Below are 15,059 nucleotides of genomic sequence, written 5' to 3' on the forward strand. Positions count from 1 at the left end.
GTCGGCGGAATCGAGCCAGTGCTGCAACTGCTCGGTGCTGGCAAAGCGCAGCACGCTGGTGAACAGCGCCAGGCCGTCGCTATGGCCGCGCACCACATCGATCCCCAAGTGCCCGGGGTAGCTGCGGGCGGTGCCGATGATCCGGCGCAACCAGGCTTCGTACGCCTGGTCCTGGCCCGCCTTGACTCGGTGCCGCACCAGCAGGGTGACCACGCCGTCGGAAAGTTCGAGGTTCATGGCAAGCTCCAGGCCGCGGATGAGAAGAAAGGGGCCAGCGGACGGCTGTTGCAGCGTCCGCTGGCGAGGGACTTACTTGACCTGACGTTGCGGCGCCTTGTGCACCATGGTGTAGGCATAGTCCACGCCCATGCCGTAGGCGCCGCTGTGCTCGCGCACCAGGTCCATCACCGCGTCATAGGTTTCCTTGTGCGCCCAGTCGCGCTGGAACTCGAGCAGCACTTGCTGCCAGGTCACAGGCACCGCGCCGGCCTGGATCATGCGCTGTACCGACATGTCATGGGCTTCCTGGGTGGTACCGCCGGAAGCGTCGGTGACGATGTGCACCTCGTAGCCTTCGGCCAGGGCTTCCAGGGCCGGGAAGTTCAAGCAGACCTCGGTCCACAGCGCGGCCATGATCAGTTTCTTGCGTCCGGTGGCCTTCACCGCTTCCACCAGTTTCTTGTCTTCCCAGGAGTTCATCGAGGTGCGCTCGATCGGCTGGTGGTCAGGGAACACGCTGAGCAGTTCCGGCCAGATGTAGCCGCTGAAGCTCTCGGTTTCCACCGAGGTGAAGATGGTCGGCACGTTGAAGATCTTCGCCGCCTTGGCCAGGCCCACGGTGTTGTTCTTCAGGGTCTGACGGTCGATCGATTGCACGCCGAAGGACATCTGGGGCTGGTGGTCGATCAGGATCAGGGCGGAGTTGCTTGGGTTGAGCAGTTCACGGATAGACATGGCGCGTTCCTTTTGCTGTCGAGTGGGTTCAAGCGTTGATTTGCACAATTCAGGGGCTCGGCGCGGGTTCCGCTGGGGAGGCTTTGCTGCCGGCTTGGTGGCTAATTTAGGGGCTGGATCAAAAGGGGACAATTCCATAAAATCGAGATTTATTGATTCCAAAACAGGAACAATCATGGATCGCATCGAATGCATGCGCGCGTTTGTCGTCACGGTCGATGCCAACGGCTTCGCCGCCGCGGCCCGGGCCATGGACGTGCCGCGCTCGAAAGTCAGCAAACAGATCCAGGCGCTGGAGGAAGCCATCGGCGTGCAGTTGCTGCACCGCACCACCCGCAGCCTGCACCTGACCGAAGCCGGCGCCGAGTACTACGAGTCGGCGCGGGAAGTCCTGGCCGCCGTGGACGAGGCCGAACAACGGGCGCGGGACGGTATCGGCGAATTGCGCGGGGTGCTGCGGGTCAACGCGCCGATGTCCTTCGGCCTGCGTCGCCTCGGGCCGCTGGTGCCGCTGTTCCATGAGCAGCACCCGAACATCGAATTGCAGCTTGTGCTCAGCGACCAGCAGGTGGACCCGGTGCGCGGCGGTTTCGATGTGACCATCCGCATCGCCAGCCTGGCCGACTCCTCGATGGTCGCCAAGCTGCTGGCCCCGGCGCCGCGGATCATGGTGGCCTCGCCGGACTACCTGAAGCGCGCCGGCATCCCGCAGACGCCCCGCGACCTGACCGCCCACCAGTGCCTGAACTATGGCTACCTGCAAAGCGGGGTCAGCCTGCAGTTGAGCAACGGCAAGGACACCCAGCGCGTCCACGTCACAGGCCCGCTGCACGCCAACAACGGCGACCTGCTGGCCCAGGCCGCCGAGGCCGGCATGGGCATCGCCCTGCTGCCCGACTTCATCGTCGCCGACGCCCTGGCCGCCGGCCGCCTGGTGCCGGTGCTGTGCGAATGGCAGGCGCCGCCGATCAGCATCCACGCGGTGTACCCGTCGGCCCGGCGCGTACCGCAGAAGACCAGGGCCTTTATCGAGTTTCTGGTGGCCCAGTTGGCCGACAAACCGCCTGTGCTGCCGTAAGAGCCGGGGATACCTCACGCCGATGGCCACCTCGCTTCTGTAGGAGCCAGGCTTGCCGGCGATCCAGGCGACGCGGTACATCAGGCACACCGCTTCGCGGGCAAGCCTCGCTCCTACCGAGGCCGGGAACACCCCACGCTTGATGGCCACCTCGCCTCGGCTTCTGTAGGAATCAAGCTTGCTGGCGATCCAGGCGACACGCTGCAGCAGGCGGCACAGGCTGTAGCGGCGATGGACCTACACTGAATGCATACACCTCGGCATTCGTGAGGGGCCATCATGCGTAACTCTCCCAAACTCGCAGTGCTCAGCCTGGTCGCCACCCTCGTCTACCTTGGTCTGGCCATCCTCGGCATGGGCGGGCTGGTGGCGTTCTTCTCCCACCCGGCGCTGTGGGTCATCACCCTGTCCCTGCTGGCCATGGCTGGCGTGGCCCAATTCAGTGAAGGCAACCTGAGCCCCGGCAAACAGGAAGACCGGGAAAACCGCTGGGTCCTCGTCGCCTTCGGCATCCTCGGGCTGTTGCTGGCCTTTCTCCCCGCCTATACCGACCGCCTGAACTTCTGGACCTTGGGCGGCACCGACACGCGCTGGTTCGGTGTGGTGTTCTTTATCACCGGCGGCATCTTGCGGCTGTGGCCGGTGTTCGTGCTGGGCAATCGCTTCAGCGGCCTGGTGGCGATCCAGCCCGGCCACCAACTGGTGACCACCGGCATCTACGGCACCCTGCGCAACCCGAGTTACCTGGGGCTGCTGATCAATTGCGTGGGCTGGTCCCTGGCCTTCCGCTCCGGGGTCGGCCTGCTGCTGACCGCCTTGATGCTGATCCCGCTGATCGCTCGCATCCACGCCGAAGAGGCGTTGCTGCGCAAAGAGTTCGGCAAGCAATACGACACCTACTGCGCCTACACCTGGCGCCTGCTGCCCTGGATCTACTGAGGACTTTTTCCGCCACGTTACCAGGGGTGGTGTTAAATATTTTGTGACGCGCCCCTTGGCAGCGAGGACCAGTCCCGGTAAAACGGTGAGCCTCACTTGCACGAAATGTCCGTGAATTCTTGACGAGATCCGCCGGCCGATGAACGCCTTGTGTTGCCGCCCGCCCTGCCAGACATGCGCTGCTGCCCCGTGCAGCCGCTTCGGCATCGGCATTGGAACGGGAACAACGCAACGCACCCACGGCGATCTTCACGGCAACCCCGGGGACCTGCGATGAAACTGCTGGTCAACCTGCCCATGGCCCTGTGCCGCTCCCGCCTGCGTCATTCCTCGCGCCCTCCGGATCTCTCGCTTTCGCTCTGAACGCGCACCTTCGCGCGTCGAGCCTTGCCGCCTAGATATCTGCCATTGCAACCGGGCCATGCCGGCGCCGCTGCATGAACCGAACCTGCGCGCCGCCATGGCGCAAGCGAGAGCATCATGAAATTTGCAGCCCTTGACGAGGCCCGTAGCTTCCTGGCCGCCACCCCCGATATCGACATGATCGAGCTGTTCATCCTCGACGCCAACGGCGTGCCGCGTGGCAAGCTGTTGCACCGCGAGGAGCTGCTGGCGGTCTATGAAAGCGGTCGGCCGCTGCCCAGCACCATCCTCGGCCTGACCCTGCAGGGCGACGACGTGGAAAACTCCGGGCTGGTCTGGGACGTCGGCGATATCGACTGCCGCGCCTACCCCCTGGCCGGCAGCCTGGTGCGCCTGCCGTGGCGGCAGATCCCCACCGCCGCGGTGCAGGTCAGCATGCACCCGCAGGAAGGCCTGCCCGCCAGCATCGCCGACCCACGCCACCTGTTGATCAAGGTCATCGACCAGCTCAAGGCCGAGGGTTATCACCCGGTGATGGCCTGCGAGCTGGAGTTCTACCTGCTGGATGCCAAGCGCGACGGCAACGGCCGCCCGCAACCGGCGCTGGACGCCGACGGCGGTCGACCGCGGCACACCCAGGTCTATGGCCTGCGCGAACTGGAGCAGATCGAACCCTTCCTCGCCGACCTCTACGCCGCCTGCAAACTGCAAGGCATCCCGGCGCGCACGGCGATTTCCGAGTACGCCCCGGGCCAGGTGGAGATCACCCTGGAGCACGGCGACGCCCTGGAGGCCATGGACCAGGCGGTGCGCTACAAGCGCCTGGTCAAGGCGGTGGCCCACCAGCACGGGATGCAGGCGACCTTCATGGCCAAGCCCTTCGATGACCTGGCGGGCACCGGCATGCACATGCACGTGAGCCTCGCCGACGCCGCGGGCCACAACCTGTTCGCCGCCGCAGACCCGGCCGGCACCCCGCTGTTGCGCCAGGCGGTGGGCGGCATGCTCGCGTCACTGCTCGACTCGCTGCTGCTGTTCTGCCCCAACGCCAACTCCTATCGCCGCTTCCAGGCCAACAGCTACGCGCCGCTGGCGCCGACCTGGGGCGTCGACAACCGCACGGTGAGCCTGCGGGTGCCGGGCGGCCCGGCCAACAGCCGGCATATCGAGCACCGCATCTGCGGCGCCGACGCCAACCCCTACCTGGCGGCGGCTGCGATTCTCGCCGGGATCCATCGCGGCCTGCGCGAACAACTCGATCCGGGCGATCCGGTGCAAGGCAACGGCTATGCCCAGGCCACTGAACTGCTCCCCACCGACTGGCTGACCTCGCTGACCGCCCTGGAGAACTCCAGCTGGGCTCGCGACGCCCTGGGCAGCGAATTCCTCGGGGTCTACCTGGCGGTCAAGCGCGCCGAATACCGCCAGTTCATGGCCGAAGTCGGCGAGCAGGACTGGCGCTGGTACCTGACCCAGGCGTGACGCGGTGGCCGGCGTCACGGCGCCGGCCCGGCCCCCTCCCAGCATTCGAGAGCAACTCATGACAGCCGCATTCAACCCGGTAACACCGGCAGCCGAACGCTGCCCTTCCTACTACAGCACCACCCTGAACAGCGAAACCGCCTACCCGTCCCTGCAAGGCCAGGTGAGCGTCGACGTGGTGATCATCGGCGGCGGTTTCACCGGCGTCGCCAGCGCCGTGGAACTGGCGGAAAAAGGCCTGAAAGTGGCCATAGTCGAGAGCCACAAGATCGGCTGGGGCGCCACCGGGCGCAACGGCGGCCAGGTCACCGGCAGCCTGTCCGGCGACGAGGCCATGCGCAAGCAGATGCGCCGCACCCTGGGCGACGAGGTCGACGATTTCATCTGGCAACTGCGCTGGCGCGGGCACCAGATCATCCGCCAGCGCGTGGACAAATACACCATCGCCTGCGACCTCAAGCACGGCCACCTGCACGCCGCCTACAAGCCCAGCCACCTCGCCGGCCTGCGCGCCGACTACGAAGAAGCGGTGCGCCGCGGCATGGGCGACGAGGTCAGCCTGCTGGACCGGCAACAAGTACGCGAGGTGCTGGAAAGCCAGCTGTACCACGGCGCGATCAAGAACACCCGCAACCTGCACCTGCACCCGCTGAACCTGTGCATCGGCGAAGCCCGCGCCGCCGAGAGCCTCGGCGCGCTGATCTTCGAACACAGCGAGGTGCTGCAGATCGTCCACGGCGAGCGCCCGGCGGTGATCACCGCCCAGGGCCGCATCGATGCCAAACAGGTGCTGCTGGCCGGCGACGTGTACCACAAGCTGGAGCCGAAACAACTCAAGGGCAAGATCTTCCCGGCCATGGGCGGCATCGTCACCACCGCGCCCCTGGGCGACCTGGCCAAGCGCCTCAACCCCCAGGACCTGGCGGTCTACGACTGTCGCTTCGTGCTCGACTATTACCGCATGACCGCCGACGGCCGCCTGCTGTTCGGCGGCGGCGCCAACTACAGCGGCAAGGACTCGCGGGACATCGCCGGCGAACTGCGCCCGTGCATCGAACGCACCTTCCCGGCGCTCAAGGGCGTGGCCATCGACTTCCAGTGGAGCTGCGCCATGGGCATCGTGATCAACCGCATCCCGCAGCTGGGCAAACTCTCGGACAACGTCTGGTACTGCCAGGGCTACTCCGGCCATGGCATCGCCACCAGCCACATCATGGGCGAGATCATGGCCCAGGCCATCACCGGGCACTTGGGCGACTACGACACCTTCGCCGCCTGCCAGCACATCCGCGTGCCCTTCGGCGACCAGCTGGGCAACCCAATGCTGGCGGCGGGCATGTGGTACTACCAGATGCTCGAACGGTTGCGTTAAGGCCTCAATGCCCGCCTCTGTAGGAGCGAAGCTTGCTCGCGATAGCGCCCTCACGACCGCCATCACCGGCAAGCCTGGCGCCCATGTCACCTGCCTGGTAGCGATCTGTAACCATTGAAAATCATCGCCCCCTGGAATCGGGTAGTACTCTTGCGCAGCACCCTGAACGCTCAAGGAGCAGGCAATGAATCCATTGGTTTACAGCGGCGGCTGCCTGTGCGGGCAGGTCCGGTTCCAGGCCCTGGGGCCGGCGCACAATCCGCACTACTGTTCATGCAAGCTGTGCCAGCGGCACACCGGCGCACTCAGCGCGGCCTGGGTCGAGTTCCCCCGGGAACGGGTGACCTGGAGTGGCGTGCCGGCGACCTTTCGCTCCTCCGACTACTCCAGCCGCGCGTTCTGCCCCCGGTGCGGCAGCTCATTGGGCGCGATCGACGATGAACCCACCGTCGCCCTGCTGCTGGGCTGCTTCGACGACAACGACCCTGAAGTGCTGAAACCGACCGGGCACTCCTACTCTGGCGCACGCCCGAGCTGGTGTCAGGGCGACACATAAACCGGCCTTCGTGGCCCTCCGGTTTTAATGAACAAGGATCGCTCAAGCATGAAATTCGCCTACAGCATTTTCTATGTCCCGGATGTCAGCGCCTCGCTGGCTTTCTTCGACCGCGCCTTCGGCCTGCCCACCCGCTTTCTCCATGAATCCGGCACCTATGGCGAGCTGGAAACCGGCACCACCGCCCTCGCCTTCGCCGCCCATGAACTGGGCGAGATGAACTTCAGTGGCGGCCACGTCGAGGCCCACAGCTCGGCCAGGCCACTGGGCATGGAAATCGGCCTGGTCTGCGCAGACGTGCACGCCGCTCACCAACGGGCGCTGGACGCCGGCGCCAGCGAACTCAGCGCGCCCAGCGAAAAACCCTGGGGGCAGACGGTATCCTATGTGCGCTGCCCCGACGGCCTGCTGGTGGAGTTGTGCACGGCGATACAGTCCTAGCCCAGCTGGCTTGGCTTGCTTGCGATGGCATCCTTGAGATCGCCATCGCCGGCAAACCTGGCTCCTACAGAAGCCATCCGCGATCCCCCCGTAGGAGCGAAGCTTGCTCGCGATAGCGTCCTCACAACCGCCATCGTTGGCAAACCGGGCTCCTGCAACCCTGGCGCCAGCTAGCGCCCCCACTTCTCCAAGGCGAACTCAACGAAGCTGCGCAGCTTGGGCAGGCGGTAGCGGTCCTGGGCATACAGCAGATGCATTGCCCTCAGGGGCAATTGATAGTCCTGCAGCACCGGCACCAGCCGCCCCTGTTGCAGGTCTTCTTCCACCAGGGCATCGGGCATCATCACCACCCCCAGGCCACCCCGCGCCGCGCGGTGCAGGCCGGACGAGGTGTTGGTCAGCAGCGAACCGGACACTGGAATCAGCACGTCCCCCTCAGGCCCGCGCAACGGCCATTGGGTAGCGGTGGAACTCCACTCGTCGCCGGCCGGATAGGCGAACGCCAGGCAGTTGTGGTGCTGCAGGTCCTCCGGGACTTGCGGTGTGCCGCAGCGCTCCAGGTAGTCCGGCGCCGCGCAGATGGTCAGGGTGTAGTCCTCCAGGGGCCGGGCGATCAGCGACGAGGTGTCCAGGTTGCCCAGGCGAAAGGCCACGTCGAAGGCACCGTCGATCAGGTCGAAGCGCTGGTTGGCCAGCGTCAGTTCCACCTTGACCTGCGGGCAGCGCTGCTGAAACTCGCTCAGCGCCGGCGCCAGGCGCTCGGTGCCGAAGGTCAGCGGCGCGGTGATGCGCAGGGTGCCGGATGGCTCGCCCTGGACCTGTTCCGCCAGGCGCTCGGAGTCCGCTACCAGCCCCAGCACCGCCAGGCAGCGCTGGTAATACTCGGCGCCGAACTCGGTCAGGCGCTGGCGCCTTGTGGTGCGACTGAGCAAGCTGACCCCGAGGCGCTGCTCCAGGGCCCGCAGGTGATTGCCGACCATGGTGGTGGACAGGCCGCACTCACGGGCGGCGGCGGTCATGTTCCCCGACTCCACCACCTTCACGTACACCGTCATCGCCTGGAACAGATCCATTATCAACTCTGACTTTAAGATGATTAAAGAATTGACGAGTTTATCTAGCTCAGGTGGCTAACGATACTGCCAGCACACCACACTAGATGGAGCGCCCCGTCATGACCGCCACCTGCCTGATGAACACCTATCAACCACTGCCCCTGAGCTTCACCCGCGGCCTGGGCACGCGTCTCTGGGACCAGGCCGGCCGCGAGTACCTGGACGCGGTGGCCGGTGTGGCGGTGACGGGCATCGGTCATTCCCACCCCAGGCTGGTCAGCGTCATCAGCGAACAGGCCGGCCTGCTGTTGCACACCTCCAACCTCTACGGCATCGACTGGCAACAGCGCTTGGCACAGCGGCTGACCCGCCTGGCCGGCATGGACCGGGCGTTCTTCAACAACTCCGGCGCCGAAGCCAACGAGACCGCGCTGAAGCTGGCGCGGCTGCATGGCTGGCACAAAGGCATCGAGCGGCCACTGGTGATTGTCATGGAGAACGCCTTCCACGGCCGCACCCTGGGCACCCTGGCGGCCAGCGACGGGCCTGCGGTGCGCCTGGGCCTCAACTCGTTGCCAGGGGATTATCTCAAGCTGCCCTTCGGCGATCTGGCCGCCCTGGAGCAAGCCGCACAGGCCCACGGCCCGCGTATCGCCGCGGTGCTGATGGAGCCGATCCAGGGCGAAAGCGGAATCCGCCTGGCCCCACCCGGCTACCTGAAAGCCGTGCGCGAGCTGTGCAGCCGGCGCAACTGGCTGCTGATGCTCGACGAGATCCAGACCGGCATCGGCCGCACCGGCCAGTGGTTCGCCTGCCAGCACGACGGCGTAGTCCCGGACGTGATGACCCTGGCCAAGGGCCTGGGCAACGGCATCCCCATCGGCGCCTGTCTGGCCCGGGGCAAGGCCGCGCAACTGTTCACCCCTGGCAGCCACGGCAGCACCTTCGGCGGCAACCCGCTGGCCTGCCGGGTGGCCTGCACCGTGCTGGAGATCATCGAGGAACAAGACCTGCTGGCCAACGCCAGGCGCCAGGGCGAACACCTGCTGCAACGCTTGCGGGTGGAGCTGGCCAATCACCCGCAGGTCCTGCAAGTGCGCGGTCTGGGGTTGATGATCGGCATCGAACTGAAAAAGCCTCAGCGCGAACTGGCGCTACGGGCAGCACAGGATCACGGGTTGCTGATCAACGTGACCCGGGGCACCACCATCCGCCTGCTGCCACCGCTGATCATCGACGAACGCGAAGTGGAAATGATCGTGCGCGGGATCAGCCGGACGCTGCAAGGCACTGAAGGCGATGGCGATGCAGCAAAAGAGGTAGAAATGCTGGCAGTGTCGTGACCGATGCCTGATGGTCAGGCGAGGTGAGTTAGAACGTTATCGCGAGCAAGCTCGCTCCTACAGGGGCATGTATGTTTCTGCAGGAGCGAGCTTGCTCGCGATGGGCTATCAGGAAAGGGTGATGGCCAGACTCAGTCGTCCAGCGGTTTCGGTGGCGCCGCAGGCTTGCCCGATTTGGCGGCTTTGCCGGCGTGGGCTGCCTTGACTTCCGAGACCGGCGCTAAGGTCGGTGCAATGGCTTCCTTCTCCGCGGCCGGCAGTTGGTCGATGGTGCTGAAGACTTCCTTGAGTTCGATGGCCCCGGAATGTTCGAGTTTCTTCTCGCCGTCCTTGCCCACCAGGATCACCTTGGTCTGCGCCCCGGCGCCGAGCTTCAGGCTGCGGATCAGCGCCATGGTCGATTGCGGGTCCAGGTCCTTGCCGTCGCGTTGGCCGATGGTGTTGATCACCGTGTAGAGCACCATGTTGCGTTCGCTGAAGGCCTGGCGGTTGGCCGGTTCGTCGAGGGACTTCTTCAATGCCACCAGCGTCGGGTCCACGGTGCTGGGGGCGATGACGATCAGTGGGCGCGCCTTGCCCTGATCCTGGGCCAGAGGGCCTTCGTTGTCGGCCGCCATTGCGGGGCCGACGACAGCGAGCAGCGTTGCGAGGGTCAATGACCGAATGAACATGCGTCTCTCCTTTGGGTATCCACGTCCTAATGATTGCGCATCAGGGGAAAAGGTCCAGACCTGGACTCAAATTCTGACATTTTATTGAGTCTTTCCCGTGGTTCATGGCGCTGCAACCACAGCTACGCGCGCTCGTTTTCGCCGCTACCGATCGACGCGCCCATAAACGCCAGTGATGAGCGAACCCTCTTGTTCGGCATGATCGACCCGCCTTGGCGCCCATGACAACCGGCATAGCCTATGCCGTTCTGGCATGGGCCCATACGAATTCGTCATCATTTTCGCCGCGGCGGCGTGATAGCCTTCATCCCGGCCATAACAAGAGCGCCCGCCTGGCTTTTTCCATCCGGTGCGGCGTCGCCCGCCGTTTCATACCTGCTTGCTTCGTCTTCATCTGCCCAGGTCTTCGCAGCGAACCTTCTACACAGGCTCGCTGGACGACCGATTGCATTTTTGACTCGACGCTATCGTCGGCATCTCTTTTACCTCCTTCCGGGAGTTCGTATGTCCAGGCTGTCTCATCAAGATTTACGCCGTAGTTTTCGCGAGTTGATCGCTTCAGACTCCTGCTTTCACACCGCCTCCGTATTCGACCCGATGTCGGCGCGGATCGCCGCCGACCTGGGGTTCGAAGTGGGCATTCTCGGCGGCTCCGTCGCCTCGCTGCAGGTGCTGGCCGCGCCTGACTTCGCCCTGATCACCCTGAGCGAATTCGCCGAGCAGGCCACCCGCATCGGCCGCGTCGCCCAGTTGCCGGTGATCGCCGACGCCGACCACGGCTATGGCAACGCCCTCAACGTGATGCGCACCGTGGTCGAGCTGGAGCGCGCCGGCGTCGCCGCCCTGACCATCGAAGACACCCTGCTGCCGGCCCAGTTCGGGCGCAAGTCCACCGACCTGATCTCGGTCGCCGAAGGCGTGGGCAAGATCCGCGCGGCGCTGGAAGCACGGGTCGACCCGGAACTGGCGATCATCGCCAGGACCAACGCGGCGATCCTGCCGATCCAGGAAATCATCAGCCGCACCCAGCAATACGAGCGCGCCGGCGCCGACGGCATCTGCATGGTCGGGGTCAAGGATTTCGAGCAGCTGGAACAGATCTCCGAGCACCTGTCGGTGCCCTTGATGCTGGTGACCTATGGCAACCCGGCGCTGCGCGACGATGCGCGCCTGGCGCAACTGGGTGCGAAGATCATCGTCGACGGCCACGCGGCGTACTTCGCGGCGATCAAGGCCACCTACGACTGCCTGCGCGAACAGCGGCAGATCTTCACCCAGGCCTCGGACCTCAGCGCCACCGAACTGGCTCATACCTACACCCAGCCCGAGGACTACATCGTCTGGGCCAAAGAGTTCATGAGCGTCAAAGAGTGAGCCGCTAGCTCACCCTCCCTTGCGATCACCGAGGACCTGAGGTCCTGGGTGGTCGAAAGCCGCTTCGCGCCTCACATCCCGCCCCACACTCTCTATTCCCCCGTCCCGTTCAACGCCTCGTCGACACTGTCGAGGATCTGCCCGATGGTCCAGGGTTTGCGGATGAACGCCACCGGGTAGCGGATGCCGGAACTCTGCGGCGTCTCATAACCGGACATCACCAGCACCGGCATGCCCGGCCAGCGCTCGCGCACCCGATTGGCCAGGCCCGCGCCGTTCAAGGTGCCCGGCATATTGATATCGGTCAGCAGCAGGCGCACCTGCTCCGGATGGCTTTCCAGGAACCGCAGCGCCTCATCCGCGCTGGGCATGGCCTGGGTCGCGAAACCCTCGTCCTGCAGGATCTCGCAGAGAAACTCCAGGATCATCGGCTCGTCCTCGACCACCAACAGCAGGCGACAAGGCTGGCCTGGATCGACAGATGAAACTGGACTCATGTGGATGCCGCTCCCTGACTGCGTACACAACTCTGGCGCGATTACGCCGTTTAGAGTTATGAGCAGCGCCTGGCCGATAAATTCACTCGGCCTGCCGAGGTGTCGGGCAAGACACCCCTTGCACAGTCAGTTGCGCCCCGGCGGCAGCGGGATTGCCCCAGGGGCGCCCTGTCCCAAAACAGCTCCCGACACCGCGCCGAGCGCTCTGTCAGCCACCCTGAGTGACATCGATCACCCTGACGTCCATCTTCCCCGAGTTGTTCCAGTAGAAGCCGAGCACGTCGTTGGCGCAGAACTGCAAGCGCCCCGGCGACAGGTCCGACCAGACGCCCTCGCCGCGCCCGAGCAGGCGCCAGGGCGACTTGCCCGCCGGTCCCTTGGTCCGCACCAGCAGCGCCATCCAGGCCGCCTCGGGCAAGCGCTTGGCCCCGCCCAGCCGCTCGCGGATTCCACCGGGGTGCGGCAAGCCCTCGGGCCCGGTCAGCGGGTCCTTGGCATCGATCCACTGGCCCTCCACCAGGAAGCGGTAGCGATGCCCGGCTTCGATTTCGAACTCACTGGTGACACAGGACTGGTCGGCCGGCACCTCGATGGGACGGTTCTGCAAAGGAATGTTCATGGTTGCCTCCGTCCGACGCTGCTGGCCAGGTCCACCTGACGCCGCCGTTGCGCCCGCTCGGCGATGGGTTGCGCCAGCACCAGGGCTTGTCGCGCTCCACCTTGCCCGAGGATCCGCGCCAGGGTCGCGCGGACCGTGGTTTCATCGTTGTCGAAATCGCCATGGTGACGGGCCCCAGAGGCATTCTGATGGCCCATCGGCAAGTCGTTGGGCGCGCGCACCCAGCCGGCGTTCGAGGCGCTGGCGAACAGCTGCGCCAGATCGCTTTCGCTGGTGACGAAGCGCTCCATGCCAAGAATCGGCTCACCATCTGGCCGGATCAGCGGGATGCGCACCTTGTCCTCGAAGGCATCGGAGACCAGGTACAGCAACGACTTGTTGTAGATATGCGCACAGTGGTCATCGCGCTCGGCCTGGTCAGTCAGGGTGAACAAGCCGAACTTCTCGATGCGCTTGTCGCGAATCGGTGCCAAGTAAGTCTCGCGAAACAGTTTGAGGGTGCAGGCCGGCGCCCACAGGTGGCAACTGGCGATCTTCACCTCCAGCCCCTTCAGCTGGCTGCGTGCCATCGGCCCACTGTTCATCGTGCCCTTGGAAACCAGGTACTGCACCATCGGCGCCAGCAGGATGCTGCCCGCGCTGTGCCCGACGATGTGGATCTCCACCCCCTGGGCGGCCAGGCGCGCCAGGGCCTGGGCCACCACCCGCGCCCCGCCGTTGGCATTGACCGTGGCACGCAAGCCATTTTCCTTCATTTCATCCCACTCAGCCTTGCCGGTCAGCAGCCGGGCAATCGGCTCCAGCGCGTCGTCCAGACGGTCGAGCATGAAGTCCTTGGTCGCATCCAGCACTCCTTCGGAGCGTCGGCGCCGGGCAGCATCGGCCAGCATATTGCCCAGGGTGCTCCAGTAATCGGTCTTCCAGATGAACGCCAGCGGATAACATTCGGCCTGCAACATGGCCGCGCGGTAGCCGGCCACGGTTTCGATGGCCCCGGCCTGCGCCACCAGGCCACCGTGGGCATACACCACGATGCGTTTTTTCGCCCAGCCGGCGGTGATGCGCGGGAAGTCCACGGAGAATATTTCCTGGACGCTGGCCGCGGTGGTCGCCAGGTCGCCGCGCGGGTCGAAGGCGCCGTCGTTGCCCAGGCTGATGACATGCGGGCGGATCTCCCGCAGGGTCTCGCTGGACGAAGCCGCCGCCACCGTCTTGGCCTGCGAGCTCGCCTGCAGCGGCACGCGCAGGGTGATCGGCGCACCGAGCCGCGCAACCCAGGCATCCGCGCCGTTGGCCAGCCAGTCGTCGTAGCGCAGGTGGGCAAAACCCTCGTACCCCCAGGTCTCGCCCCAGGAGTTCTGAATCCAGAAACCGTCCTGGTCATAGGCAACGATCGCGAAGGCGTGGCCGCCGAGAATGTTCGCCGAGGGCTGGATATGGCCATCCCCACCGACCACATGCCAGCCCTCGTGCACAGTGGCGCTGGCGTACAGCACACCGACCTCGGCAATCGCCGCGTGCATGGCGACGATGTCGGTGTGGTTGACCCGGAAGTACGCCCCCAGCGGACGCAGTGCCGCCTCCTCGGCCAGCACCTGGGTCAGGGTCGTGGCCTGGTTGTTGGCCTGCCACTGCGGCGCCGGGCACACCCCGTGCTTGTACCAGCCCTTCATCGCCCCACGACAACTGGAACCTTCGTCCGCCTCGCCGGCCCATTCGTCATAACGACGGGCCAGGTCGTACAGCATGTGCGGGCTGACGAGCGTGGCGTCGGACTGATAGCGGCGGGTGCGCAGCAGGTAATGCGCCACCGTCGCCAGGCCATATCCGGTGCAGGCGTTCTCCTGGCCCTGGTCGAGCACCGGCACCCTGGTCTTGCGGTAGTCGCTGAGTTCCCGGCGGATCGGCACTTCCACCAGGGTCGGGATATACATGGTGTCGCGAAAATCCAGGCCGTCCGGTCGCACGTTCAACACCCGGACGGGGGCCGTGGCGGTCTTGCGGCTGGCGACCTTCTTGCCAGCCTTGGCGGCCGTTGCAGCGGTTTTTATCGTGGTTTTTTTCTCGGCTTTTTGTGCTGTAGCCGCAGCCTTGCCCTGTTTGACCGAGGACCGGTCGGATGCAGATGCCATGTTCACGCGCTCCCGATGTCGTGACCAGACTGGCACTGCTGGCGCCTGGTGGCGCTCCCCAGCCCTATGGGTGACTGGGCTGAGCATAGCCAAGGGCGATGCACGCCGCTTTCGCTTCGGACCACCAGCTGTGAGAAAGTAGCGTGGCGGACGCGCCGCACGTTCCGGTGGCCCCGTTTGCCT

The 15,059-nt window shown here is 65.3% G+C and carries 15 protein-coding genes; 8 read left to right on the forward strand and 7 right to left on the reverse strand.

The genetic code is table 11. From position 1 onward, the window contains the following. Together J4D52_RS18805 and J4D52_RS18810 are read right to left on the reverse strand one after the other, a co-directional pair. Window positions 1-237: antibiotic biosynthesis monooxygenase (locus J4D52_RS18805; protein ID WP_207272146.1), on the reverse strand; the 237-nt coding region annotated here is incomplete at its 3' end. 72 nt (window positions 238-309) lie between these two features. Further along, the gene (locus J4D52_RS18810) at window positions 310-954 is read right to left on the reverse strand and encodes a hydrolase (RefSeq protein WP_110721782.1); all 645 of its coding nucleotides are present in this window, start codon (window positions 952-954) and stop codon (window positions 310-312) included. 175 nt (window positions 955-1,129) lie between these two features. Here J4D52_RS18810 and J4D52_RS18815 point away from each other — a divergent pair, with 175 nt between their 5' ends. The 6 genes from J4D52_RS18815 to J4D52_RS18840 all read left to right on the forward strand — a co-directional run bounded on the left by J4D52_RS18815 (window position 1,130) and on the right by J4D52_RS18840 (window position 7,185). After that, window positions 1,130-2,032 (forward strand): LysR family transcriptional regulator, encoded by a 903-nt coding sequence (locus J4D52_RS18815; RefSeq protein WP_025809604.1) that lies wholly within the window; start codon window positions 1,130-1,132, stop codon window positions 2,030-2,032. Window positions 2,033-2,311: 279 nt separating this feature from the next. Further along, complete coding sequence (locus J4D52_RS18820) at window positions 2,312-2,971, forward strand: isoprenylcysteine carboxylmethyltransferase family protein (protein ID WP_102677529.1); 660 nt, start codon at window positions 2,312-2,314, stop codon at window positions 2,969-2,971. A 480-nt stretch (window positions 2,972-3,451) separates the two neighbouring features. Then, a complete protein-coding gene (locus tag J4D52_RS18825) occupies window positions 3,452-4,816 on the forward strand; it encodes a glutamine synthetase family protein (RefSeq protein ID WP_102677528.1) in 1,365 nt (454 codons plus the stop codon). A gap of 58 nt (window positions 4,817-4,874) precedes the next feature. Further along, window positions 4,875-6,188 carry an FAD-binding oxidoreductase gene (locus J4D52_RS18830; protein WP_102677527.1) on the forward strand — a complete coding sequence of 438 codons (1,314 nt, stop codon included), beginning with the start codon at window positions 4,875-4,877 and terminating at the stop codon, window positions 6,186-6,188. Window positions 6,189-6,372: 184 nt separating this feature from the next. Further along, window positions 6,373-6,744 carry a GFA family protein gene (locus J4D52_RS18835; RefSeq protein ID WP_063429757.1) on the forward strand — a complete coding sequence of 124 codons (372 nt, stop codon included), beginning with the start codon at window positions 6,373-6,375 and terminating at the stop codon, window positions 6,742-6,744. 48 nt (window positions 6,745-6,792) lie between these two features. Next, entirely contained in the window at window positions 6,793-7,185 is a 393-nt protein-coding gene (locus J4D52_RS18840; protein ID WP_102677526.1) for a VOC family protein, read from the forward strand. 170 nt (window positions 7,186-7,355) lie between these two features. On the opposite strand, the gene J4D52_RS18845 is transcribed toward J4D52_RS18840, so the two are convergent. After that, the gene (locus J4D52_RS18845; RefSeq protein WP_097302937.1) at window positions 7,356-8,258 is read right to left on the reverse strand and encodes a LysR family transcriptional regulator; all 903 of its coding nucleotides are present in this window, start codon (window positions 8,256-8,258) and stop codon (window positions 7,356-7,358) included. A 101-nt stretch (window positions 8,259-8,359) separates the two neighbouring features. Between J4D52_RS18845 and J4D52_RS18850 the strand changes: the two genes are divergently transcribed. After that, window positions 8,360-9,583, forward strand: coding sequence for an acetylornithine transaminase (locus J4D52_RS18850; RefSeq protein WP_102677525.1), 1,224 nt, complete (start codon window positions 8,360-8,362; stop codon window positions 9,581-9,583). A gap of 131 nt (window positions 9,584-9,714) precedes the next feature. On the opposite strand, the gene J4D52_RS18855 is transcribed toward J4D52_RS18850, so the two are convergent. Further along, a complete protein-coding gene (locus J4D52_RS18855; protein WP_025809620.1) occupies window positions 9,715-10,254 on the reverse strand; it encodes a DUF4174 domain-containing protein in 540 nt (179 codons plus the stop codon). 504 nt (window positions 10,255-10,758) lie between these two features. On the opposite strand from J4D52_RS18855, the gene J4D52_RS18860 reads away from it, so the two are divergent. Further along, window positions 10,759-11,628 carry an oxaloacetate decarboxylase gene (locus tag J4D52_RS18860; RefSeq protein ID WP_009048360.1) on the forward strand — a complete coding sequence of 290 codons (870 nt, stop codon included), beginning with the start codon at window positions 10,759-10,761 and terminating at the stop codon, window positions 11,626-11,628. A gap of 92 nt (window positions 11,629-11,720) precedes the next feature. On the opposite strand, the gene J4D52_RS18865 is transcribed toward J4D52_RS18860, so the two are convergent. From J4D52_RS18865 to J4D52_RS18875, 3 genes are all read right to left on the reverse strand, one after another. Next, the gene (locus J4D52_RS18865) at window positions 11,721-12,125 is read right to left on the reverse strand and encodes a response regulator (RefSeq protein ID WP_102677524.1); all 405 of its coding nucleotides are present in this window, start codon (window positions 12,123-12,125) and stop codon (window positions 11,721-11,723) included. Between the two features lie 208 nt (window positions 12,126-12,333). Next, window positions 12,334-12,744, reverse strand: a complete 411-nt coding sequence (locus J4D52_RS18870; RefSeq protein WP_102677523.1) for a hypothetical protein — start codon at window positions 12,742-12,744, stop codon at window positions 12,334-12,336. After that, complete coding sequence (locus J4D52_RS18875) at window positions 12,741-14,876, reverse strand: C1 family peptidase (protein WP_158246973.1); 2,136 nt, start codon at window positions 14,874-14,876, stop codon at window positions 12,741-12,743. The genes J4D52_RS18870 and J4D52_RS18875 overlap by 4 nt, the downstream gene beginning before the upstream one ends. Window positions 14,877-15,059: the final 183 nt, after the last annotated feature.

Source organism: Pseudomonas sp. GW460-12-10-14-TSB1, assembly GCF_017349775.1.
In the GTDB taxonomy this organism is placed as follows: domain Bacteria; phylum Pseudomonadota; class Gammaproteobacteria; order Pseudomonadales; family Pseudomonadaceae; genus Aquipseudomonas; species Aquipseudomonas piscium.